Annotated in this window: 22 protein-coding genes; all 22 read left to right on the top strand. The window is 66.9% G+C overall.

Annotated features, from left to right (window positions below; all coding sequences use genetic code 11):
• Positions 1–174: 174 nt before the first annotated feature.
• A complete protein-coding gene (locus ACH4OW_RS19980; RefSeq protein ID WP_398029282.1) occupies positions 175–1,053 on the top strand; it encodes a hypothetical protein in 879 nt (292 codons plus the stop codon).
• A gap of 284 nt (positions 1,054–1,337) precedes the next feature.
• Entirely contained in the window at positions 1,338–1,889 is a 552-nt protein-coding gene (rplJ, locus tag ACH4OW_RS19975; RefSeq protein WP_031003013.1) for a 50S ribosomal protein L10, read from the top strand.
• Between the two features lie 89 nt (positions 1,890–1,978).
• Positions 1,979–2,368 (top strand): 50S ribosomal protein L7/L12, encoded by a 390-nt coding sequence (gene rplL / locus ACH4OW_RS19970; RefSeq protein WP_360124540.1) that lies wholly within the window; start codon positions 1,979–1,981, stop codon positions 2,366–2,368.
• A 606-nt stretch (positions 2,369–2,974) separates the two neighbouring features.
• The gene (gene rpoB, locus ACH4OW_RS19965) at positions 2,975–6,457 is read left to right on the top strand and encodes a DNA-directed RNA polymerase subunit beta (RefSeq protein WP_360124537.1); all 3,483 of its coding nucleotides are present in this window, start codon (positions 2,975–2,977) and stop codon (positions 6,455–6,457) included.
• Positions 6,458–6,580: 123 nt separating this feature from the next.
• Entirely contained in the window at positions 6,581–10,480 is a 3,900-nt protein-coding gene (locus ACH4OW_RS19960; RefSeq protein WP_360125002.1) for a DNA-directed RNA polymerase subunit beta', read from the top strand.
• A gap of 284 nt (positions 10,481–10,764) precedes the next feature.
• Entirely contained in the window at positions 10,765–11,244 is a 480-nt protein-coding gene (locus tag ACH4OW_RS19955; protein ID WP_360124534.1) for a DUF1707 and DUF4190 domain-containing protein, read from the top strand.
• Between the two features lie 393 nt (positions 11,245–11,637).
• Entirely contained in the window at positions 11,638–12,009 is a 372-nt protein-coding gene (gene rpsL, locus ACH4OW_RS19950; protein WP_003948652.1) for a 30S ribosomal protein S12, read from the top strand.
• 2 nt (positions 12,010–12,011) lie between these two features.
• Positions 12,012–12,482 (top strand): 30S ribosomal protein S7, encoded by a 471-nt coding sequence (gene rpsG / locus ACH4OW_RS19945; RefSeq protein ID WP_030017001.1) that lies wholly within the window; start codon positions 12,012–12,014, stop codon positions 12,480–12,482.
• A 39-nt stretch (positions 12,483–12,521) separates the two neighbouring features.
• The gene (gene fusA, locus ACH4OW_RS19940; RefSeq protein WP_360124531.1) at positions 12,522–14,642 is read left to right on the top strand and encodes an elongation factor G; all 2,121 of its coding nucleotides are present in this window, start codon (positions 12,522–12,524) and stop codon (positions 14,640–14,642) included.
• Positions 14,643–14,802: 160 nt separating this feature from the next.
• Complete coding sequence (gene tuf / locus ACH4OW_RS19935; protein ID WP_360124528.1) at positions 14,803–15,996, top strand: elongation factor Tu; 1,194 nt, start codon at positions 14,803–14,805, stop codon at positions 15,994–15,996.
• 225 nt (positions 15,997–16,221) lie between these two features.
• Complete coding sequence (panD, locus tag ACH4OW_RS19930) at positions 16,222–16,644, top strand: aspartate 1-decarboxylase (protein ID WP_360124526.1); 423 nt, start codon at positions 16,222–16,224, stop codon at positions 16,642–16,644.
• Between the two features lie 461 nt (positions 16,645–17,105).
• The gene (rpsJ, locus tag ACH4OW_RS19925) at positions 17,106–17,414 is read left to right on the top strand and encodes a 30S ribosomal protein S10 (protein ID WP_004571821.1); all 309 of its coding nucleotides are present in this window, start codon (positions 17,106–17,108) and stop codon (positions 17,412–17,414) included.
• Between the two features lie 14 nt (positions 17,415–17,428).
• Positions 17,429–18,073, top strand: a complete 645-nt coding sequence (rplC, locus tag ACH4OW_RS19920; protein ID WP_030016992.1) for a 50S ribosomal protein L3 — start codon at positions 17,429–17,431, stop codon at positions 18,071–18,073.
• Between the two features lie 8 nt (positions 18,074–18,081).
• Positions 18,082–18,732 carry a 50S ribosomal protein L4 gene (gene rplD / locus ACH4OW_RS19915; RefSeq protein ID WP_360124521.1) on the top strand — a complete coding sequence of 217 codons (651 nt, stop codon included), beginning with the start codon at positions 18,082–18,084 and terminating at the stop codon, positions 18,730–18,732.
• Positions 18,732–19,055: a 50S ribosomal protein L23 gene (gene rplW, locus ACH4OW_RS19910; protein WP_030016990.1), complete on the top strand. Its 324-nt coding sequence runs from the start codon at positions 18,732–18,734 to the stop codon at positions 19,053–19,055. The genes rplD and rplW overlap by 1 nt, the downstream gene beginning before the upstream one ends.
• Before the next feature lie 39 nt (positions 19,056–19,094).
• Positions 19,095–19,931, top strand: a complete 837-nt coding sequence (gene rplB, locus ACH4OW_RS19905) for a 50S ribosomal protein L2 (RefSeq protein WP_360124517.1) — start codon at positions 19,095–19,097, stop codon at positions 19,929–19,931.
• Between the two features lie 12 nt (positions 19,932–19,943).
• Positions 19,944–20,225 (top strand): 30S ribosomal protein S19, encoded by a 282-nt coding sequence (rpsS, locus tag ACH4OW_RS19900; protein WP_014054167.1) that lies wholly within the window; start codon positions 19,944–19,946, stop codon positions 20,223–20,225.
• 44 nt (positions 20,226–20,269) lie between these two features.
• A complete protein-coding gene (gene rplV / locus ACH4OW_RS19895) occupies positions 20,270–20,617 on the top strand; it encodes a 50S ribosomal protein L22 (protein WP_032926743.1) in 348 nt (115 codons plus the stop codon).
• Positions 20,617–21,444: a 30S ribosomal protein S3 gene (rpsC, locus tag ACH4OW_RS19890; protein WP_004571828.1), complete on the top strand. Its 828-nt coding sequence runs from the start codon at positions 20,617–20,619 to the stop codon at positions 21,442–21,444. Before rplV ends, rpsC begins: the two co-directional genes overlap by 1 nt.
• A gap of 5 nt (positions 21,445–21,449) precedes the next feature.
• Positions 21,450–21,869 (top strand): 50S ribosomal protein L16, encoded by a 420-nt coding sequence (gene rplP, locus ACH4OW_RS19885; protein WP_004571829.1) that lies wholly within the window; start codon positions 21,450–21,452, stop codon positions 21,867–21,869.
• Positions 21,869–22,093, top strand: coding sequence for a 50S ribosomal protein L29 (gene rpmC, locus ACH4OW_RS19880; protein WP_004950453.1), 225 nt, complete (start codon positions 21,869–21,871; stop codon positions 22,091–22,093). Before rplP ends, rpmC begins: the two co-directional genes overlap by 1 nt.
• Entirely contained in the window at positions 22,093–22,377 is a 285-nt protein-coding gene (gene rpsQ, locus ACH4OW_RS19875; RefSeq protein ID WP_004571831.1) for a 30S ribosomal protein S17, read from the top strand. The genes rpmC and rpsQ overlap by 1 nt, the downstream gene beginning before the upstream one ends.
• Positions 22,378–22,406: the final 29 nt, after the last annotated feature.

Here is a 22,406-nt window from a genome sequence, read left to right as displayed (position 1 = left end):
GCAGGCACGCGCGTACGCGTAGTCGGGCCCCGCACCTCACCGAGGTGCGGGGCCCTTCGCGTGCGCCCGGGCAGCCGGCCCCGGCGGTCCGCGCGGCCCCGCCAGGGCGCTGTCACCCCCCTGCACTACCCTCGCTTGCAGTCGTGAAGGTGATCTACAACGGGGGAGCAGCACATGCGTACGGCGCGCATCACCGCGGTCGTGGCCGGGATCGTCATGATGGCCGGCCTCACCGCCTGCGGTGACAAGGACGGTGGCGGCAAGGCGGGCGGCGACAAGGCGGCGGGCGGCAGATCGCCGGTCCAGGCGGCCGCCGCGGCCCTGCGGACGGCCGCCGAGAAGACCGGCGCGAAGACCTCGGCCAAGTTCGACGGGACGAACAGGCTGGGCAAGGTGACGATGTCCGTCAAGGGCGCGATGGACTGGTCCGAGGGCATCCGCGCGCAGGCCGAGATGTCCCCGCAGGGGGGCGCGGCGGGGCCGGGCGGCGGCAAGCCCGTCAAGACCGTGACGACTCCTGAGGCGGTGTACGTCAATTTCGGGCTCCGCGACAAGCCGTGGCTCAAGTACGACTACAACGCGATGGCCAAGCAGTCCGCGCTCGGCGCGCTGATGAAGGACCAGGCGCAGAACAACAACCCGACGCGCGCCATGGCCCTGGTCATCGCCTCGGGCAAGGCCGAGAAGGCCGGTACGGAGGACGTGCGCGGCGTCCGGGCGACCCATTACACCGCCACCTACGAGGTGGGCGAGCTGGCCCGCATGCAGGCGTCCCGGAACCTCAGCCAGAAGGACTTGAAGGCGCTGGAGGAGACGCTCAAGAAGAACGGTACGACGAGCCAGACGATCGACCTGTGGATCGGTCCGGACAACCTGCTCGTCAAGAAGACCGAGAAGTCCCAGAGCGACATGGGCGGCTCGGAGAGCACCGCCTTCTACTCCGACTACGGCACCAAGGTCACCGTCCAGGAGCCGCCGGCCTCGCAGACCACGGACGGCGGCAAGGCGGGCGCAGGCGCGGGCGCAGGTGCCGCCGGCGGCCTGGCGGGCTGACGCCGAGCACACCGGTGCCGGTGACCGGATTTGCCTGGCCTAGGCCGTTCGCGTACCGTAGCGGAGAAGCCAAAGACCGCTGGTTGTCTCTGCGCGCCTTTACGGGCGTGTGGTGGCCGAAGGATCCGCTAGCTGCGGACGGCCTGCGCAGGTGGACGAGGAAGAACTCCCGGAAGAACTCCGTTTCGCCCGGTTGAGCCATGCCCCGTGCGCTTGCGCCGGGGCGTTTGTTTTGCCCAGCCCCTTCTGCGCGGTCCTCATCACCCGGAAGGAGGCCGAGGCTCATGGCGAGGCCCGACAAGGTCGCAGCCGTCGAGGAGATCACGGAGAAGCTCCGTAACTCCAACGCCGCTGTTGTGACCGCGTACACCGGACTGTCCGTCGCTCAGCTCAAGCAGCTGCGCCGTTCGCTCGGTGACAACGCTCAGTACCGTGTGGTGAAGAACACGCTGACCAAGATTGCGGCCACTGAGGCCGGGATCACGCTGGACGAGCACCTCAAGGGCTCGACGGCTGTCGCCTTCGTGACCGGTGACCCGGTCGAGGCGGCGAAGGGTCTTCGTGACTTCGCCAAGGAGAACCCCTCTCTCGTCATCAAGGGCGGTGTCCTTGAAGGCAAGGCGCTGTCCGCCGACGAGATCAAGAAGCTTGCGGACCTCGAGTCCCGCGAGGTTCTGCTCGCCAAGCTGGCGGGTGGCATGAAGGCGTCCATGGCCAAGGCCGCGGCGACCTTCCAGGCCCCGCTCACGAAGATGGTCCGCACCGCGGAAGCTCTTCGCAGCAAGGTCGAGCAGGGCGGTGCCGGTGAGCCGGCTCCCGCCGAGGCGGCGGAGTAACCACTCCGCAGTCCAGCGGGCACGTCTGCTCAGCACGCCCGCCGCAATGTACATCCGGCACCAGCCGAATTAGTGGAAGGACCGCCACCATGGCGAAGCTCACCCAGGACGAACTGCTGGCCCAGTTCGAGGAGATGACCCTCATCGAGCTCTCCGACTTCGTGAAGAAGTTCGAGGAGAAGTTCGACGTCGAGGCTGCCGCCCCGGCCGCCATCGCCGTTGCCGGCCCGGCCCAGGGTGGCGGCGACGCTGCTGCCGCCGAGGAGCAGGACGAGTTCGACGTCATCCTCACCGGTGCCGGCGACAAGAAGATCCAGGTCATCAAGGTCGTGCGCGAGCTGACCTCCCTGGGTCTGAAGGAGGCCAAGGACCTCGTGGACGGCACCCCGAAGCCGGTCCTCGAGAAGGTCGCCAAGGACGCCGCGGAGAAGGCCGCCGAGGCCCTCAAGGGCGCCGGCGCCTCCGTCGAGGTCAAGTGACCTCGCGAGTCTGCTGACTCTTCACAAACCTGAAGGCGATCACCCATGCGGGTGGTCGCCTTCGGGCGTTCTGGCCGCGGCTGCGCCACCCCGCCCTTCCGTGCGAGTATGGTGATCTTCGTTGCCCGGCCCCGTGCACCCCGTGACGATCTTCCAGCGGGTGGGGGGCCTTGACGAACCGCACGCAGCGCGCAATTCTCAGGACGCGACGACAGAAGCGATCCGGGTTCGAGGCATGGATCGCCGTCGAAGAGGGAAGCATCGGTGTGCGCCTGTTGGCGCACGGCTTGCGGCAGGCATAAGACGTTGGGCGTTGAGAAGAACAACGAGGGGTTCCTCCGTCACGGAGGGTGCCACCTCCCGGAGGGAGAAGATCGGTATCACGGTGCTGGACCGGTCTCCGGAAACTCGCTCTGGACATCAGTGTGCCGAGTGGCTACACTGACCCTTTGCGCTGCCTGTTAGCTGCTCCCTGCCCGTCACCAGGGGCATACCCGAGCCCGAGCAATGCCGACTGATCCGCCCTGACCTGGGCCTTTCCTCCGGTGTGTTCGGTTCGGGACCGGTACGCGCGTAGTGAGTCCGAGCCCTCGGAAGGACCCCCTCTTGGCCGCCTCGCGCAACGCCTCGACTGCCAATACGAACAACGGCGACAGCACCGCCCCGCTGCGCATCTCTTTTGCGAAGATCAAGGAGCCCCTCGGGGTTCCGAACCTCCTTGCGCTGCAGACCGAAAGCTTCGACTGGCTGCTCGGCAATGCCGCATGGAAGGGTCGCGTCGAGGCTGCGCTGGAAAGTGGTCAGGACGTCCCCACCAAGTCCGGTCTGGAGGAGATCTTCGAAGAGATCTCCCCGATCGAGGACTTCTCCGGGTCGATGTCGCTGACGTTCCGCGACCACCGATTCGAGCCCCCGAAGAACTCCATCGACGAGTGCAAGGAGCGCGACTTCACGTACGCGGCCCCGCTCTTCGTCACGGCTGAGTTCACCAACAACGAGACCGGCGAGATCAAGTCCCAGACGGTCTTCATGGGCGACTTCCCGCTCATGACCAACAAGGGCACCTTCTGCATCAACGGCACCGAGCGTGTCGTCGTCTCGCAGCTGGTCCGCTCGCCGGGCGTCTACTTCGACAGCCAGATCGACAAGACGTCCGACAAGGACATCTTCACGGCCAAGATCATCCCGTCCCGGGGTGCCTGGCTCGAGATGGAGATCGACAAGCGCGACATGGTCGGCGTGCGCATCGACCGCAAGCGCAAGCAGTCCGTGACCGTCCTCCTCAAGGCCCTCGGCTGGACGACCGAGCAGATCCTCGAAGAGTTCGGCGAGTACGAGTCGATGCGCGCCACCCTGGAGAAGGACCACACCCAGGGCCAGGACGACGCGCTGCTCGACATCTACCGCAAGCTGCGTCCGGGCGAGCCGCCGACGCGCGAGGCCGCGCAGACGCTGCTGGAGAACCTCTACTTCAACCCGAAGCGCTACGACCTCGCGAAGGTCGGCCGCTACAAGGTCAACAAGAAGCTCGGCGGCGACGAGCCGCTGGACGCCGGCGTGCTGACCACCGACGACGTCATCGCCACGATCAAGTACCTGGTCAAGCTCCACGCGGGCGAGACCGAGACGATCGGCGAGAACGGCACGGAGATCGTCGTCGAGACCGACGACATCGACCACTTCGGCAACCGCCGTCTGCGCAACGTCGGCGAACTGATCCAGAACCAGGTCCGTACGGGTCTCGCCCGTATGGAGCGCGTCGTGCGCGAGCGCATGACCACCCAGGACGTCGAGGCGATCACGCCGCAGACCCTGATCAACATCCGGCCGGTCGTCGCCTCCATCAAGGAGTTCTTCGGCACCAGCCAGCTGTCCCAGTTCATGGACCAGACCAACCCGCTGTCGGGCCTGACCCACAAGCGCCGGCTGTCCGCGCTGGGCCCCGGTGGTCTGTCCCGTGAGCGGGCCGGCCTGGACGTCCGTGACGTGCACCCCTCGCACTACGGCCGCATGTGCCCGATCGAGACGCCCGAAGGCCCGAACATCGGTCTGATCGGTTCGCTCGCCTCGTACGGCCGCGTCAACGTCTTCGGCTTCATCGAGACGCCGTACCGCAAGGTCGTCGACGGCCGGGTCACCGAGCAGGTCGACTACCTGACCGCCGACGAGGAGGACCGCTTCCTCATCGCGCAGGCCAACGCGCCGCTCACCGACGACATGCAGTTCGCCGAGGGCCGCGTGATGTGCCGCCGCCGCGGTGGCGAGGTCGACCTCGCCGCCCGCGAGGACGTGGACTACATGGACGTCTCGCCGCGCCAGATGGTGTCGGCCGCGACCGCCATGATCCCCTTCCTGGAGCACGACGACGCCAACCGCGCGCTCATGGGATCGAACATGATGCGCCAGGCCGTGCCGCTGATCAAGGCGGAGGCCCCGCTGGTCGGCACCGGCATGGAGTACCGCTGCGCGGTCGACGCCGGCGACGTCATCAAGGCCGAGAAGGACGGTGTGGTCCAGGAGGTCTCCGCGGACTACATCACCGTCGCCAACGACGACGGCACGTACACCACGTACCGCGTCGCCAAGTTCACCCGCTCCAACCAGGGCACCTCCTTCAACCAGAAGGTCGTCGTGGACGAGGGCGCGCGCGTCGTCGTGGGCCAGGTGCTCGCCGACGGTCCCTCCACCGACGAGGGCGAGATGGCGCTGGGCAAGAACCTGCTCGTCGCCTTCATGCCCTGGGAGGGCCACAACTACGAGGACGCGATCATCCTGTCGCAGCGCCTCGTGCAGGACGACGTCCTGTCCTCGATCCACATCGAGGAGCACGAGGTCGACGCCCGGGACACCAAGCTGGGCCCCGAGGAGATCACCCGGGACATCCCGAACGTCTCCGAGGAGGTCCTCTCGGACCTCGACGAGCGCGGCATCATCCGTATCGGTGCCGAGGTCGTCGCCGGCGACATCCTCGTCGGCAAGGTCACGCCCAAGGGCGAGACCGAGCTGACCCCCGAGGAGCGCCTGCTGCGCGCCATCTTCGGCGAGAAGGCCCGTGAGGTCCGTGACACCTCGCTCAAGGTCCCGCACGGCGAGATCGGCAAGGTCATCGGCGTCCGCGTCTTCGACCGCGAAGAGGGCGACGAGCTGCCCCCGGGCGTGAACCAGCTGGTCCGCGTCTACGTGGCGCAGAAGCGCAAGATCACCGACGGTGACAAGCTCGCCGGCCGCCACGGCAACAAGGGCGTCATCTCCAAGATCCTGCCGGTCGAGGACATGCCGTTCCTGGAGGACGGCACCCCGGTCGACATCATCCTCAACCCGCTGGGTGTCCCGTCCCGAATGAACCCGGGACAGGTCCTGGAGATCCACCTCGGCTGGCTCGCCAGCCAGGGCTGGAAGGTCGAGGGCGACGCGGACTGGCAGAAGCGTCTCCAGGCGATCGGCGCCGACGAGGTCGCGCCCCGCACCAACGTCGCGACCCCGGTCTTCGACGGTGCGCGCGAGGACGAGCTCGCCGGTCTGTTCGACTCCACGCTGCCGAACCGCGACGGCGAGCGGATGGTCAAGGACACCGGCAAGGCCCGGATGTTCGACGGCCGTTCCGGTGAGCCGTTCCCGGACCCGATCTCGGTCGGGTACATGTACATCCTGAAGCTCCACCACCTGGTCGACGACAAGCTGCACGCGCGTTCGACCGGTCCGTACTCGATGATCACCCAGCAGCCGCTGGGTGGTAAGGCCCAGTTCGGTGGCCAGCGCTTCGGTGAGATGGAGGTGTGGGCGCTGGAGGCTTACGGCGCCGCGTACGCCCTCCAGGAGCTGCTGACGATCAAGTCCGACGACGTGACCGGCCGCGTGAAGGTCTACGAGGCCATCGTCAAGGGCGAGAACATCCCCGAGCCCGGCATTCCCGAGTCCTTCAAGGTGCTCATCAAGGAAATGCAGTCGCTCTGCCTGAACGTGGAGGTGCTGTCCTCGGACGGCATGTCCATCGAGATGCGCGACACGGACGAGGATGTCTTCCGCGCCGCGGAGGAGCTCGGTATCGACCTGTCCCGGCGCGAGCCGAGCAGCGTCGAAGAGGTCTGACGGGCCTGGCCGGGGCTCCTTTCCCGAGGAGCCCCGGTCGCCCCGGACCCGTACAGACCATGATGTAGAGCCCATTTTTTCGCTTACGCGAAGGGCACGACCCTGAAAGAGGGATTGACGACAGTGCTCGACGTCAACTTCTTCGACGAGCTGCGGATCGGCCTGGCGACCGCGGACGACATCCGACAGTGGTCCCACGGTGAGGTCAAGAAGCCGGAGACCATCAACTACCGCACCCTCAAGCCGGAAAAGGACGGGCTCTTCTGCGAGAAGATCTTCGGTCCGACCCGGGACTGGGAGTGCTACTGCGGCAAGTACAAGCGTGTCCGGTTCAAGGGCATCATCTGCGAGCGCTGTGGCGTCGAGGTCACTCGCGCCAAGGTGCGCCGTGAGCGGATGGGCCACATCGAGCTGGCCGCCCCCGTCACGCACATCTGGTACTTCAAGGGCGTTCCGTCGCGGCTGGGCTACCTGCTCGACCTCGCCCCGAAGGACCTGGAAAAGGTCATCTACTTCGCCGCCTACATGATCACGTGGGTGGACGAGGAGCGCCGTACGCGCGACCTGCCCTCGCTGGAGGCGCACGTCTCCGTCGAGCGCCAGCAGATCGAGCAGCGCCGCGACGCGGACCTCGAGGCCCGCGCCAAGAAGCTGGAGACCGACCTCGCCGAGCTGGAGGCCGAGGGCGCCAAGGCGGACGTGCGCCGCAAGGTGCGCGAGGGCGCCGAGCGTGAGATGAAGCAGCTGCGCGACCGCGCGCAGCGCGAGATCGACCGTCTCGACGAGGTGTGGAACCGCTTCAAGAACCTCAAGGTCCAGGACCTGGAGGGCGACGAGCTGCTCTACCGCGAGCTGCGTGACCGCTTCGGCACGTACTTCATGGGCGGCATGGGCGCGGCCGCGCTCCAGAAGCGCCTGGAGTCCTTCGACCTCGACGAAGAGGCCGAGAAGCTCCGCGAGATCATCCGTACCGGCAAGGGCCAGAAGAAGACCCGTGCGCTCAAGCGCCTCAAGGTCGTCTCCGCGTTCCTGCAGACCCGCAACAGCCCCAACGGCATGGTGCTGGACTGCATCCCGGTCATCCCGCCGGACCTGCGTCCGATGGTGCAGCTGGACGGTGGCCGCTTCGCGACCTCCGACCTGAACGACCTGTACCGCCGTGTGATCAACCGCAACAACCGCCTCAAGCGTCTCCTCGACCTCGGTGCCCCCGAGATCATCGTGAACAACGAGAAGCGGATGCTGCAGGAGGCCGTCGACGCGCTGTTCGACAACGGCCGCCGCGGCCGGCCGGTCACCGGCCCGGGCAACCGCCCGCTCAAGTCCCTGAGCGACATGCTCAAGGGCAAGCAGGGCCGTTTCCGTCAGAACCTGCTCGGCAAGCGTGTGGACTACTCCGCGCGTTCCGTGATCGTCGTCGGTCCGCAGCTCAAGCTGCACCAGTGCGGTCTGCCGAAGGCCATGGCGCTGGAGCTCTTCAAGCCGTTCGTGATGAAGCGCCTGGTCGACCTGAACCACGCGCAGAACATCAAGAGCGCCAAGCGGATGGTCGAGCGCGGCCGCACGGTCGTCTACGACGTCCTCGAAGAGGTCATCGCGGAGCACCCGGTCCTGCTGAACCGTGCGCCCACCCTGCACCGCCTCGGCATCCAGGCCTTCGAGCCGCAGCTGGTCGAGGGCAAGGCCATTCAGATTCACCCGCTCGTGTGCACCGCGTTCAACGCGGACTTCGACGGTGACCAGATGGCCGTGCACCTGCCGCTGTCCGCGGAGGCGCAGGCCGAGGCCCGCATCCTGATGCTGTCCTCGAACAACATCCTCAAGCCGGCCGACGGCCGTCCGGTCACCATGCCGACCCAGGACATGGTGCTGGGCCTGTTCTTCCTCACCACCGACGAGGCGGAGCGCAAGGTCATCGGCGAGGGCCGCTCCTTCGGCTCGGTCGCCGAGGCGATCATGGCCTTCGACAACCGGGAGCTCTCGCTCCAGGCGAAGGTCGACATCCGCTTCCCGATCGGCACCGTCCCGCCCCGCGGCTGGACCCCGCCGGCGCAGGAAGAGGGCGAGCCCGAGTGGCAGCAGGGTGACAGCTTCCGGCTGCGTACGACCCTGGGCCGCGCGCTCTTCAACGAGCTGCTGCCCGAGGACTACCCGTTCGTCGACTACTCGGTGGGCAAGAAGCAGCTCTCCGCGATCGTCAACGACCTGGCCGAGCGCTACCCGAAGGTCATCGTGGCGGCGACGCTCGACAACCTGAAGGCGGCCGGTTTCCACTGGGCGACCCGTTCCGGTGTCACCGTCGCGGTCTCGGACATCGTCGTGCCGGAGGCCAAGAAGGCCATCGTCGCGGGCTACGAGGCCCAGGACGAGAAGGTCCAGAAGCAGTACGAGCGCGGTCTGATCACCAAGGACGAGCGCACTCAGGAACTGATCAACATCTGGACCAAGGCGACCAACGAGGTCGCCGAGGCGATGAACGACAACTTCCCCAAGACGAACCCCATCTTCATGATGGTTGACTCGGGTGCCCGAGGAAACATGATGCAGATGCGGCAGATCGCCGGTATGCGTGGTCTGGTGTCGAACGCGAAGAACGAGACCATCCCGCGGCCCATCAAGGCGTCGTTCCGCGAGGGTCTGTCCGTGCTGGAGTACTTCATCTCCACCCACGGTGCCCGTAAGGGTCTCGCGGACACCGCCCTGCGTACCGCCGACTCGGGTTACCTCACCCGTCGTCTGGTCGACGTCTCCCAGGACGTCATCATCCGCGAGGAGGACTGCGGCACCGAGCGCGGTCTCAAGCTGCGGATCGCCAGCAAGGGCGCCGACGGTGTCCTGCGCAAGGCGGACGACGTCGAGTCCAGCGTGTACGCGCGCATGCTGGCCGAGGACGTCGTGGTGGACGGCAAGGTCATCGCGTCGGCGAACGTGGACCTCGGCGACGTGCTCATCGACCAGCTGGTCGCGCACGGCGTCGAGGAGGTCAAGACCCGCTCGGTCCTGACCTGTGAGTCCGCGGTCGGCACCTGCGCCTACTGCTACGGCCGCTCGCTGGCCACCGGCAAGCTGGTCGACATCGGTGAGGCGGTCGGCATCATCGCCGCCCAGTCCATCGGTGAGCCCGGCACCCAGCTGACGATGCGTACCTTCCACACCGGTGGTGTGGCCGGTGACGACATCACCCTGGGTCTGCCGCGTGTCGTCGAGCTCTTCGAGGCCCGTACGCCCAAGGGTGTCGCCCCGATCTCCGAGGCCGCCGGCCGCGTGCGGATCGAGGAGACCGAGAAGACCAAGAAGGTCATCGTCACGCCGGACGACGGCAGCGACGAGACGGCTTACGGCGTCTCCAAGCGTGCCCGTCTGCTGGTGGGCGAGGGTGACCACGTCGAGGTCGGCCAGGCGCTGACCGTGGGTGCCGTCAACCCGCACGACGTGCTGCGCATCCTGGGCCAGCGGGCCGTCCAGGTCCACCTGGTCGGCGAGGTCCAGAAGGTCTACAACAACCAGGGCGTGGCGATCCACGACAAGCACATCGAGATCATCATCCGGCAGATGCTGCGCCGTGTGACGATCATCGAGTCCGGCGACGCGGAGCTGCTGCCGGGCGAGCTGGTGGAGCGCACGAAGTTCGAGGGCGAGAACCGTCGCGTGGTCCAGGAGGGCGGTCACCCCGCCTCCGGCCGTCCGCAGCTGATGGGTATCACCAAGGCTTCGCTGGCCACCGAGTCCTGGCTGTCGGCGGCGTCCTTCCAGGAGACGACCCGGGTGCTCACCGACGCGGCGATCAACGCCAAGTCGGACTCCCTGATCGGCCTCAAGGAGAACGTCATCATCGGTAAGCTCATCCCGGCCGGTACGGGCCTGTCCCGCTACCGCAACATCCGGGTGGAGCCCACCGAGGAGGCCAAGGCCGCGATGTACTCGGCCGTCGGTTACGACGACATCGACTACTCGCCCTTCGGCACCGGCTCCGGCCAGGCGGTCCCGCTGGAGGACTACGACTACGGTCCGTACAACCAGTAATCCTGGTAGCGCGCTGTACGCAGGGCGGTCACCCCATCCGGGGTGGCCGCCCTGCGGCGTTTCGGGGAGGGCCGCCCGCCGGTTTCCGGGAGTCGGTGCCGCGCGGACGAGACGGGGCGGCGGCCGGAAATCGGCCTTCGGGGAACCGTGCGATCTCCTGGCGCGTACTGAATGATGGGTGTACTGCCTAACGTGGGGGAGGTGCTCAAGTGGCGTACCAGTCGTGGCAGCCTGTGCCGTGGCAGGGCGGGCAGCCGGCTCAGGCGTCGGGCCAGGCTCCGGCGATGCGTGCTTCGCACGCCGACCGTGAGCGTGCGGTCGACGTCTTGAAGGCCGGGTTCGCCGAGGGGCGGCTCGCGCAGCAGGAGTACGAGCAGCGGATCGGCCGCGCGTATCAGGCACAGACCCATGCCGAGCTGCAGATGCTGGTGGCGGACCTGCCGCAGGGCCCGGTTCCGCAAGCGCAGTTCACCCCCCGGCAGCCGCTGCCGGCGACGTTCATGCCGATGCAGATGCCGCCGCCCACGCGGACCAACGGCGCGGCGACCGGCTCGCTGGTGTGCGGCATCCTCACCCCGGTCACGTGGGGCCTGACGGCGATTCCCGCGGTGATCCTGGGGCACAAGGCGCGGGCCGAGGTCCGCCAGAGCGGGGAGCGCGGGGACGGCCAGGCGGTCGCCGGGCTGATCCTGGGGTGGCTGGGGATCGGTTTCTGGGTCGTGTTCCTGTGCTGCGTCGCCCTGGCGATGATCTCCCGTGCTTAGGGTGTGACGGACCTCTCAGGCGGCGGTCGGGTGGTTGTGCGGAAGTACCCGTTCGGCGGCGCTCGGCTTGCGCCGCGGGCGTGGAGCCTTCTTCCGTACGGCCCCTGATCGCACTACGGTGGCCGCAGCGCCGGGGGAGTCCGGCGTGTCCTTCGCGTGTGCATTTGTTTTGACCGCAGCCCATGCGGTAGGTACGCTCTGACCTTGTGCCTGGGGTGTCCTCGGGCTGTCGTGCGTGCACTTGTCCGCACGGAAGCCGGGTCTCGACACCGCAATCTGCCGCCGTCCTCGTTCCAGCGAGGGGTCTGCAGTATTCGACACACCCGACCGCGTGGGTCGGGGATTGTTCCAGGTTAGCTTTACCGAGACTGGCACACAGAAACCGGAGAAACGGTGCCTACGATCCAGCAGCTGGTCCGCAAGGGCCGGCAGGACAAGGTCGAGAAGAACAAGACGCCCGCACTGGAGGGTTCGCCCCAGCGCCGCGGCGTCTGCACGCGTGTTTTCACGACCACCCCGAAGAAGCCGAACTCGGCCCTGCGTAAGGTCGCGCGTGTGCGTCTGACCAGCGGCATCGAGGTCACCGCTTACATTCCGGGTGAGGGCCACAACCTGCAGGAGCACTCGATCGTGCTCGTGCGTGGCGGCCGTGTGAAGGACCTGCCGGGTGTTCGGTACAAGATCATCCGCGGCTCCCTCGACACGCAGGGCGTCAAGAACCGCAAGCAGGCTCGCAGCCGCTACGGCGCCAAGAAGGAGAAGTAAGAATGCCTCGTAAGGGCCCCGCCCCGAAGCGCCCGGTCATCATTGACCCGGTCTACAGCTCTCCTCTGGTGACCTCCCTCATCAACAAGGTCCTGCTGAACGGCAAGCGCTCCACCGCCGAGCGCATCGTTTACGGCGCCATGGAGGGTCTGCGTGAGAAGACCGGCAACGACCCGGTCATCACGCTGAAGCGCGCGCTGGAGAACATCAAGCCGACCCTTGAGGTCAAGTCCCGCCGTGTCGGTGGCGCGACCTACCAGGTCCCGGTCGAGGTCAAGCCCGGCCGCGCCGCCACGCTCTCGCTGCGCTGGCTCGTGGGCTACTCCCGCGCCCGCCGCGAGAAGACCATGACCGAGCGCCTCATGAACGAGCTGCTGGACGCCTCGAACGGCCTCGGCGCTTCGGTCAAGAAGCGTGAGGACACGCACAAGATGGCCGAGTCCAACAAGGCCTTCGCGCACTACCGCTGGTAGTCGCTACCCCCATCGAGACCGAGAGAAGATTGAGCCGATATGGCTACCACTTCGCTTGACCTGGCCAAGGTCCGCAACATTGGGATCATGGCCCACATCGACGCGGGCAAGACGACCACCACCGAGCGGATCCTGTTCTACACCGGTGTTTCTTACAAGATCGGTGAGGTCCACGACGGCGCTGCCACGATGGACTGGATGGAGCAGGAGCAGGAGCGCGGCATCACGATCACGTCTGCCGCGACGACCTGCCACTGGCCGCTGAACGACGTCGACCACACCATCAACATCATCGACACCCCGGGCCACGTCGACTTCACCGTCGAGGTGGAGCGTTCGCTGCGCGTGCTCGACGGTGCCGTGACGGTGTTCGACGGCGTTGCCGGTGTTGAGCCGCAGTCCGAGACCGTTTGGCGTCAGGCGGACCGCTACGGCGTGCCGCGTATCTGCTTCGTCAACAAGCTCGACCGCACCGGTGCGGAGTTCCACCGCTGCGTCGACATGATCGTGGACCGCCTCGGCGCGACCCCGATCGTGATGCAGCTGCCGATCGGCACCGAGGCGGACTTCAAGGGCGTCATCGACCTCGTCTCCATGAAGGCGCTGGTCTGGTCCGCCGAGGCCGCCAAGGGCGAGATGTACGACACCGTCGACATCCCGGCCACGCACACCGAGGCCGCCGACGAGTGGCGCGGCAAGCTCCTTGAGGCCGTCGCCGAGAACGACGAAGAGATGATGGAGCTGTACCTGGAGGGCCAGGAGCCCACCACGGACCAGCTGCACGCGGCGATCCGTCGCATCACCATCAACTCGGGCAAGGGCGGCGACACCACCGTCACCCCCGTGTTCTGCGGTACCGCGTTCAAGAACAAGGGCGTGCAGCCCCTGCTCGACGCGGTCGTGCGCTACCTCCCGTCGCCGCTGGACGTCGAGGCCATCGAGGGCCACGCCGTCAACGACGCGGACGAGGTCATCAAGCGCCGTCCCTCCGAGGACGAGCCGCTGGCCGCGCTGGCCTTCAAGATCGCGAGCGACCCCCACCTGGGCAAGCTCACCTTCATCCGGGTGTACTCGGGCCGCCTTGAGGCCGGCTCGCAGGTCACCAACTCGGTGAAGGGCAAGAAGGAGCGCATCGGCAAGATCTACCGGATGCACGCGAACAAGCGTGAGGAGATCGAGTCGGTGGGTGCCGGTGACATCGTCGCCGTCATGGGTCTGAAGCAGACCACCACCGGTGAGACCCTCTGCGACCCGTCGAACCAGGTCATCCTGGAGTCGATGGAGTTCCCGGCCCCGGTCATCCAGGTCGCGATCGAGCCCAAGTCCAAGGGCGACCAGGAGAAGCTGGGTGTCGCCATCCAGCGTCTCGCCGAGGAGGACCCGTCCTTCCAGGTCCACACGGACGAGGAGACCGGTCAGACCATCATCGCGGGTATGGGCGAGCTGCACCTCGACGTGCTGGTCGACCGCATGAAGCGCGAGTTCCGGGTCGAGGCCAACGTCGGCAAGCCGCAGGTCGCGTACCGCGAGACCCTGCGCAAGCCGGTCGAGCGCCTGGACTACACGCACAAGAAGCAGACTGGTGGTTCCGGCCAGTTCGCGAAGGTGCAGATCGCGCTCGCGCCGCTTGAGGGCGATGGGTACGAGTTCGAGAACAAGGTCACCGGTGGCCGTATCCCGCGGGAGTACATCCCGTCCGTGGACGCGGGCTGCCAGGAGGCCATGGAGTTCGGCGTGCTCGCCGGCTACCCGCTGACCGGCGTGAAGGTGACGCTGCTCGACGGTGCGTTCCACGAGGTCGACTCGTCCGAGATGGCCTTCAAGATCGCCGGTTCGATGGCCTTCAAGGAGGCCGCCCGCAAGGCCAGCCCGGCCCTGCTGGAGCCGATGATGAAGGTCGAGGTGACGACGCCCGAGGACTACATGGGTGACGTCATCGGCGACATCAACTCGCGTCGCGGTCAGATCCAGTCCATGGAGGACCGCCACGGCGCCAAGCTCGTCACGGGCCTGGTTCCGCTCTCGGAGATGTTCGGCTACGTCGGAGACCTCCGCAGCAAGACCTCGGGTCGCGCAAGCTACTCGATGCAGTTCGACTCCTACGCCGAGGTTCCGCGGAACGTCGCCGAGGAGATCATCGCGAAGGCCAAGGGCGAGTAGCTCCGGCTCCCACGAGTCGGAACACGCTTTAGGCTTGACACCGTCTGCCGGGGTCCGTCCCCGCCACCCGCGGGGTGGACCCCCGGCAGCCGGCACCCCAGCAAAGATCACCTGGCGCCGATGAGTAAGGCGTACAGAACCACTCCACAGGAGGACCCCAGTGGCGAAGGCGAAGTTCGAGCGGACTAAGCCGCACGTCAACATCGGCACCATCGGTCACATCGACCACGGTAAGACGACCCTCACGGCCGCCATTACCAAGGTGCTGCACGACGCGTACCCGGACCTGAACGAGGCCTCGGCCTTCGACCAGATCGACAAGGCTCCCGAAGAGCGCCAGCGCGGTATCACCATCTCGATCGCGCACGTCGAGTACCAGACGGAGAACCGTCACTACGCCCACGTTGACTGCCCCGGTCACGCGGACTACATCAAGAACATGATCACCGGTGCCGCCCAGATGGACGGCGCGATCCTCGTGGTCGCCGCGACCGACGGTCCGATGCCGCAGACCAAGGAGCACGTGCTCCTGGCCCGCCAGGTCGGCGTGCCCTACATCGTTGTCGCCCTGAACAAGGCCGACATGGTGGACGACGAGGAGATCCTGGAGCTCGTCGAGCTCGAGGTCCGCGAGCTCCTCTCGGAGTACGAGTTCCCGGGCGACGACGTTCCGGTCGTCAAGGTCTCGGCGCTCAAGGCGCTCGAGGGCGACGCCGAGTGGGGCAAGTCCGTCCTCGACCTGATGAAGGCCGTCGACGAGTCGATCCCGCAGCCCGAGCGTGACGTCGACAAGCCGTTCCTGATGCCGATCGAGGACGTCTTCACGATCACCGGCCGTGGCACCGTTGTCACCGGTCGTATCGAGCGTGGTGTCCTCAAGGTCAACGAGACCGTCGACATCATCGGCATCAAGACCGAGAAGACCACCACCACGGTCACCGGCATCGAGATGTTCCGGAAGCTGCTCGACGAGGGCCAGGCCGGTGAGAACGTCGGTCTGCTGCTCCGCGGCATCAAGCGCGAGGACGTCGAGCGCGGCCAGGTCATCATCAAGCCGGGCTCGGTCACCCCGCACACCGAGTTCGAGGCGCAGGCCTACATCCTGTCCAAGGACGAGGGTGGCCGCCACACGCCGTTCTTCAACAACTACCGTCCGCAGTTCTACTTCCGTACGACTGACGTGACCGGTGTTGTGACCCTCCCCGAGGGCACCGAGATGGTCATGCCGGGCGACAACACCGAGATGTCGGTCCAGCTGATCCAGCCGGTCGCCATGGAGGAGGGCCTGAAGTTCGCCATCCGTGAGGGTGGCCGGACCGTCGGCGCCGGCCAGGTCACCAAGATCGTCAAGTAGTTTGACGGTCGGGGAGACCCGGCAGCTCTTCTGAGCGCTCAGAGAAGCCCCGTCCACCTTCTTGGGTGGGCGGGGCTTCTCGCGTCTCCCGGGGCGCCTGGGCGGCCCCTGAGGGCCTCCTCGGCCCCGTAGGGCCTTCTGCTCCGGGGGGCCGGTTGCCTAGCATGGGCGGGCCGGCGCGTACCCCGCCCTGGGGACGCGACCCTTTTCACCAGGAGTGACGCCATGCTGCGCACCATGTTCAAGTCCAAGATCCACCGGGCCACCGTGACCCAGGCGGACCTGCACTACGTCGGCTCGGTGACGGTCGACGCCGACCTCCTGGACGCCGCCGACCTGCTCCCCGGCGAACTCGTCCACATCGTCGACATCACCAACGGCGCGCGCCTGGAGACGTACATCATCGAAGGCGAGCGCGGCTCGGGCGTTCTCGGCATCAACGGCGCCGCCGCGCACCTCGTGCACCCCGGGGACCTGGTGATCCTCATCAGCTACGCCCAGGTGGACGACGCCGAGGCCAGGACGCTGCGCCCGCGCGTCGTCCACGTGGACGCGGACAACCGCATCGTCGCCCTCGGCACGGACCCGTCGGAGCCGGCCCCGGGAGGCGACACGGTACGGGGGCCGGGGGCGGTGGCGCGGGCCTGAGCGGCCGGGGACGGCCCGGCGGGTGGGGGCGGCGGTGTGACGTCGCACACGTGCTGACCTGCCGCGGCGCGTCGTAGTGGGGGTCGTGCAGACGGGCGGGCGGGATGCGGTGTACGATCTCCCGCTTGATTGGCGGCGCCCGCCGGTCATGTGGCACACTGTCCAGGTTGCTCGGTTGAGTGCCGATGCTGCGCGCCTCCCGCCGGGGGGACTGGAAGCGAGTCCTAGGTATTCGTCACCTCTTATCAGGGGTGGAAGTACGGGAATCTTCCGGGAAGTGCAGCGGGGTGCCTCAGCCAGGCGCCCGGTGGGTGTTCATCCCCCACGTTTTCCTTCTCGAAGGATCGCCCTTGCGGGGATCTGCGGGAAGGAGCGCGACACGCCCGACCGCGTGGGTCGGTGGATGAACGGCAACGTACCGGGTCCCAGAGCGTTACGAGAGACAGGACTACGAAGTAGCCATGGCGGGACAGAAGATCCGCATCCGGCTCAAGGCCTACGACCACGAGGTCATCGACACGTCGGCGAAGAAGATCGTCGAGACGGTGACCCGTACTGGTGCGTCGGTCGCGGGCCCGGTGCCGCTCCCCACCGAGAAGAACGTGTACTGCGTCATCAAGTCGCCGCACAAGTACAAGGACTCGCGCGAGCACTTCGAGATGCGCACGCACAAGCGCCTGATCGACATCCTCGACCCGACGCCCAAGACCGTTGACTCGCTGATGCGCCTGGACCTTCCGGCCGGCGTTGACATCGAGATCAAGCTCTGAGAGGCGCAGTAGAGATGGCTAAGCAGATCAAGGGCATCCTGGGCGAGAAGCTCGGCATGACCCAGGTCTGGGACGAGAACAACCGTGTCGTCCCGGTCACTGTGGTCAAGGCCGGCCCCTGCGTCGTTACCCAGGTGCGCACCAATGACCAGGACGGCTACGACTCCGTCCAGATCGCCTTCGGCGAGATCGACCCGCGCAAGGTGAACAAGCCCCTCAAGGGCCACTTCGCGAAGGCCGACGTCACCCCCCGCCGTCACCTCGTCGAGGTCCGTACCACTGACGCCAGTGAGTACACCCTCGGCCAGGAGCTGACCGCCGAGACCTTCGAGTCCGGCGTCAAGGTGGACGTGACCGGCAAGAGCAAGGGCAAGGGCTTCGCCGGTGTCATGAAGCGTCACGGCTTCCACGGCGGCAAGGCTTCGCACGGTGCCCACCGCGTGCACCGCAAGCCGGGCTCCATCGGTGGCTGCGCCACCCCGGGCCGCGTGTTCAAGGGCATGCGGATGGCCGGCCGTATGGGCAACGAGCGGGTCACCACCCAGAACCTGACCGTCCATGCCGTTGACGCGGAGAAGGGCCTGCTGCTCATCAAGGGCGCAGTTCCTGGTCCGAACGGCGGCCTCGTCCTGGTCCGTACCGCGGCCAAGGGGGCCTGAGGTAACCGATGAGCACCATTGACATCCTTTCGCCGGCAGGCGACAAGGCCGGGACCGTCGAGCTCCCCACGGAGATCTTCGACGCGAAGGTCAGCATTCCGCTGATCCACCAGGTCGTCGTCGCGCAGCTGGCCGCGGCCCGTCAGGGCACGCACAAGACCAAGACCCGTGGCGAGGTCCGCGGCGGTGGCAAGAAGCCGTACCGCCAGAAGGGCACCGGCCGCGCGCGCCAGGGCTCGACCCGCGCGCCGCAGTTCGCCGGCGGTGGCGTCGTGCACGGCCCCGTGCCGCGTGACTACTCGCAGCGGACCCCGAAGAAGATGAAGGCCGCCGCCCTGCGCGGTGCCCTCACCGACCGGGCCCGCAACAGCCGCATCCACGTCGTCTCCGGCGTGGTCGAGGGCGAGGTCTCCACCAAGGCCGCCAAGGTTCTCCTCGGCAAGATCAGCGAGCGCAAGCACGTGCTGCTGGTCGCCGAGCGCGCCGACGAGGCCGCGTGGCTGTCCGCCCGCAACCTGCCCCAGGTCCACATCCTGGAGCCGGGCCAGCTGAACACGTACGACGTGCTCGTCTCCGACGACGTGGTCTTCACCAAGGCCGCCTTCGAGTCCTTCGTGGCTGGTCCCAAGGCCGCTGAGCTCGAAGGGAGCGCCGCCTGATGACTGAGGCGACCGTTACCAGCAAGTCCTTCTCGGACCCGCGCGACCTTCTGGTCAAGCCGGTCGTCTCCGAGAAGAGCTACGCGCTGCTGGACGAGAACAAGTACACGTTCATCGTCGACCCGCGTGCGAACAAGACCCAGATCAAGCAGGCCGTCGAGGCGGTCTTCTCGGTCAAGGTCACCGGGGTCAACACGATCAACCGCCAGGGCAAGCGCAAGCGCACCCGCACCGGTTTCGGAAAGCGCGCCAACACCAAGCGCGCCATCGTGACCCTTGCCGAGGGCGACCGTATCGACATCTTCGGCGGCCCGGTCTCCTAACGGAGTCCGAGTCGTCCGGAATCGGACGAGGACTGAGAAATGGGTATCCGCAAGTACAAGCCGACGACCCCGGGCCGTCGTGGCTCCAGCGTCGCCGACTTTGTCGAGATCACGCGGTCCACGCCGGAGAAGTCGCTGGTCCGCCCGCTGCACAGCAAGGGCGGCCGTAACAACGCCGGTCGTGTGACCGTTCGCCACCAGGGCGGTGGCCACAAGCGCGCCTACCGCGTGATCGACTTCCGTCGTCACGACAAGGACGGCGTGCCGGCCAAGGTCGCGCACATCGAGTACGACCCCAACCGCACCGCGCGCATCGCGCTGCTGCACTACGCAGACGGCGAGAAGCGCTACATCATCGCACCGCGTGGCCTGGTGCAGGGTGCTCGGATTGAGAACGGCCCTGGCGCCGACATCAAGCCGGGCAACAACCTGCCGCTGCGCCACATCCCGGTCGGTACGACGATCCACGCCATCGAGCTGCGGCCCGGCGGCGGCGCGAAGTTCGCCCGCTCCGCCGGTGCCTCCGTGCAGCTGCTGGCGAAGGAGGGCACGATGGCCCACCTTCGTATGCCGTCCGGTGAGATCCGCCTGGTCGACGTGCGCTGCCGCGCCACCGTCGGCGAGGTCGGCAACGCCGAGCAGTCGAACATCAACTGGGGCAAGGCCGGCCGTATGCGCTGGAAGGGCGTCCGCCCGACCGTGCGTGGTGTCGTGATGAACCCGGTCGACCACCCGCACGGTGGTGGTGAGGGCAAGACCTCCGGTGGTCGCCACCCGGTCTCGCCGTGGGGCCAGAAGGAGGGTCGTACGCGTTCGCCGAAGAAGGCTTCGAACAAGTACATCGTCCGCCGCCGCAAGACGAACAAGAAGCGCTAGGAGCGGGTTTAGATGCCGCGTAGTCTCAAGAAGGGGCCCTTCGTCGACGACCACCTTTCCAAGAAGGTGGATGTTCAGAACGAAGCCGGCACCAAGAACGTCATCAAGACCTGGTCCCGCCGCTCCATGATCGTCCCGGCCATGCTCGGCCACACGATCGCGGTGCACGACGGCCGTAAGCACGTCCCGGTGTTCGTCACCGAGTCGATGGTCGGCCACAAGCTCGGCGAGTTTGCGCCGACCCGCACCTTCCGCGGCCACGAGAAGGACGACCGCAAGTCGCGTCGTCGCTGATCGACCGGAGTGCGAAGACTATGACTGACACCGAAGGGACAACCATGGAAGCCAGGGCCCAGGCGCGGTACATCCGCGTCACGCCCATGAAGGCCCGCCGCGTGGTGGACCTTATCCGTGGCATGGATGCCACGGAGGCTCAGGCGGTCCTGCGTTTCGCCCCGCAGGCCGCGAGCGTGCCCGTCGGCAAGGTGCTGGACAGCGCCATTGCCAACGCGGCGCACAACTACGACCACACCGACGCCGGCAGCCTCTTCATTTCCGAGGCGTACGTCGACGAGGGTCCGACCCTGAAGCGGTTCCGGCCGCGTGCCCAGGGCCGTGCCTACCGGATCCGCAAGCGGACCAGCCACATCACCGTGGTCGTCAGCAGCAAGGAAGGAACCCGGTAATGGGCCAGAAGGTAAACCCGCACGGGTTCCGGCTCGGCATCACCACCGACTTCAAGTCGCGTTGGTACGCCGACAAGCTGTACAAGGACTACGTCAAGGAAGACGTCGCCATTCGTCGCATGATGACGAAGGGCATGGAGCGCGCCGGTATCTCGAAGGTGGAGATCGAGCGCACCCGTGAGCGCGTCCGCGTTGACATCCACACCGCTCGTCCGGGCATCGTCATCGGCCGCCGCGGCGCCGAGGCCGACCGCATCCGCGGCGAGCTGGAGAAGCTGACCGGCAAGCAGGTCCAGCTGAACATCCTCGAGGTCAAGAACCCCGAGACCGATGCTCAGCTCGTGGCCCAGGCCGTCGCCGAGCAGCTGTCCTCCCGCGTCTCCTTCCGTCGCGCCATGCGCAAGAGCATGCAGTCGACGATGAAGGCCGGTGCCAAGGGCATCAAGATCCAGTGTGGTGGCCGTCTCGGCGGCGCCGAGATGTCGCGCTCGGAGTTCTACCGCGAGGGCCGTGTGCCCCTGCACACGCTCCGCGCCAACGTCGACTACGGCTTCTTCGAGGCCAAGACCACCTTCGGCCGCATCGGCGTGAAGGTCTGGATCTACAAGGGCGACGTCAAGAACATCGCCGAGGTCCGCGCCGAGAACGCTGCCGCCCGTGCGGGCAACCGCCCGGCGCGTGGTGGCGGCAACGACCGCCCGCGCCGCGGTGGCGAGCGTGGCGGCCGTGGCGGCCGCAAGCCGCAGCAGAACGCCGCTGCCGAGGCCCCCAAGGCCGAGGCCGCTGCCGCTGCTCCGGCTGCTGAGAGCACCGGAACGGAGGGCTGACCGACATGCTGATCCCTCGCAGGGTCAAGCACCGCAAGCAGCACCACCCGAAGCGCAACGGTATGGCCAAGGGTGGCACCGAGCTTGCCTTCGGTGAGTACGGCATTCAGGCCGTGACCCCCGCCTACGTGACGAACCGGCAGATCGAGTCCGCTCGTATCGCCATGACCCGTCACATCAAGCGTGGCGGCAAGGTCTGGATCAACATTTACCCGGACCGCCCGCTGACGAAGAAGCCGGCCGAGACCCGCATGGGTTCCGGTAAGGGTTCTCCGGAGTGGTGGGTCGCGAACGTCAAGCCCGGTCGGGTGATGTTCGAGCTGTCCTTCCCGAACGAAAAGGTTGCGAAGGAGGCGCTGACCCGCGCCGCCCACAAGCTTCCGATGAAGTGCCGCATCGTGCGGCGCGAGGCAGGTGAGTCGTGATGGCGGCCGGTACCAAGGCGACCGAGCTGCGCGAGCTGAACAACGAGGACCTCGTTGCGAAGCTCCGCGAGGCCAAGGAGGAGCTGTTCAACCTCCGCTTCCAGGCGGCGACCGGACAGCTTGAGAACCACGGCCGGCTGAAGGCCGTCCGCAAGGACATCGCCCGGATCTACACCCTGATGCGGGAGCGCGAGCTCGGCATCGAGACGGTGGAGAGCGCCTGATGAGCGAGAAGAATGTGACTGAGACGAACGAGCAGCGCGGCTTCCGCAAGACCCGCGAGGGTCTCGTCGTCAGCGACAAGATGGACAAGACCGTCGTCGTCGCTGTCGAGGACCGTGTCAAGCACGCGCTGTACGGCAAGGTCATCCGCCGTACGAACAAGCTCAAGGCGCACGACGAGCAGAACGCTGCCGGTGTCGGCGACCGCGTCCTCCTGATGGAGACGCGTCCGCTGTCGGCGAGCAAGCGCTGGCGCATCGTCGAGATCCTCGAGAAGGCCAAGTAAGGAAATTCCCGTTCGGGAATTTTCATAGA

The sequence above is a fragment of the Streptomyces sp. NPDC017056 genome (assembly GCF_044332485.1).
Lineage (GTDB): Bacteria > Actinomycetota > Actinomycetes > Streptomycetales > Streptomycetaceae > Streptomyces.
The sequence above is the reverse complement of the archived record's forward strand: the minus strand, read 5'-3'. Positions and strand labels throughout refer to the sequence as shown.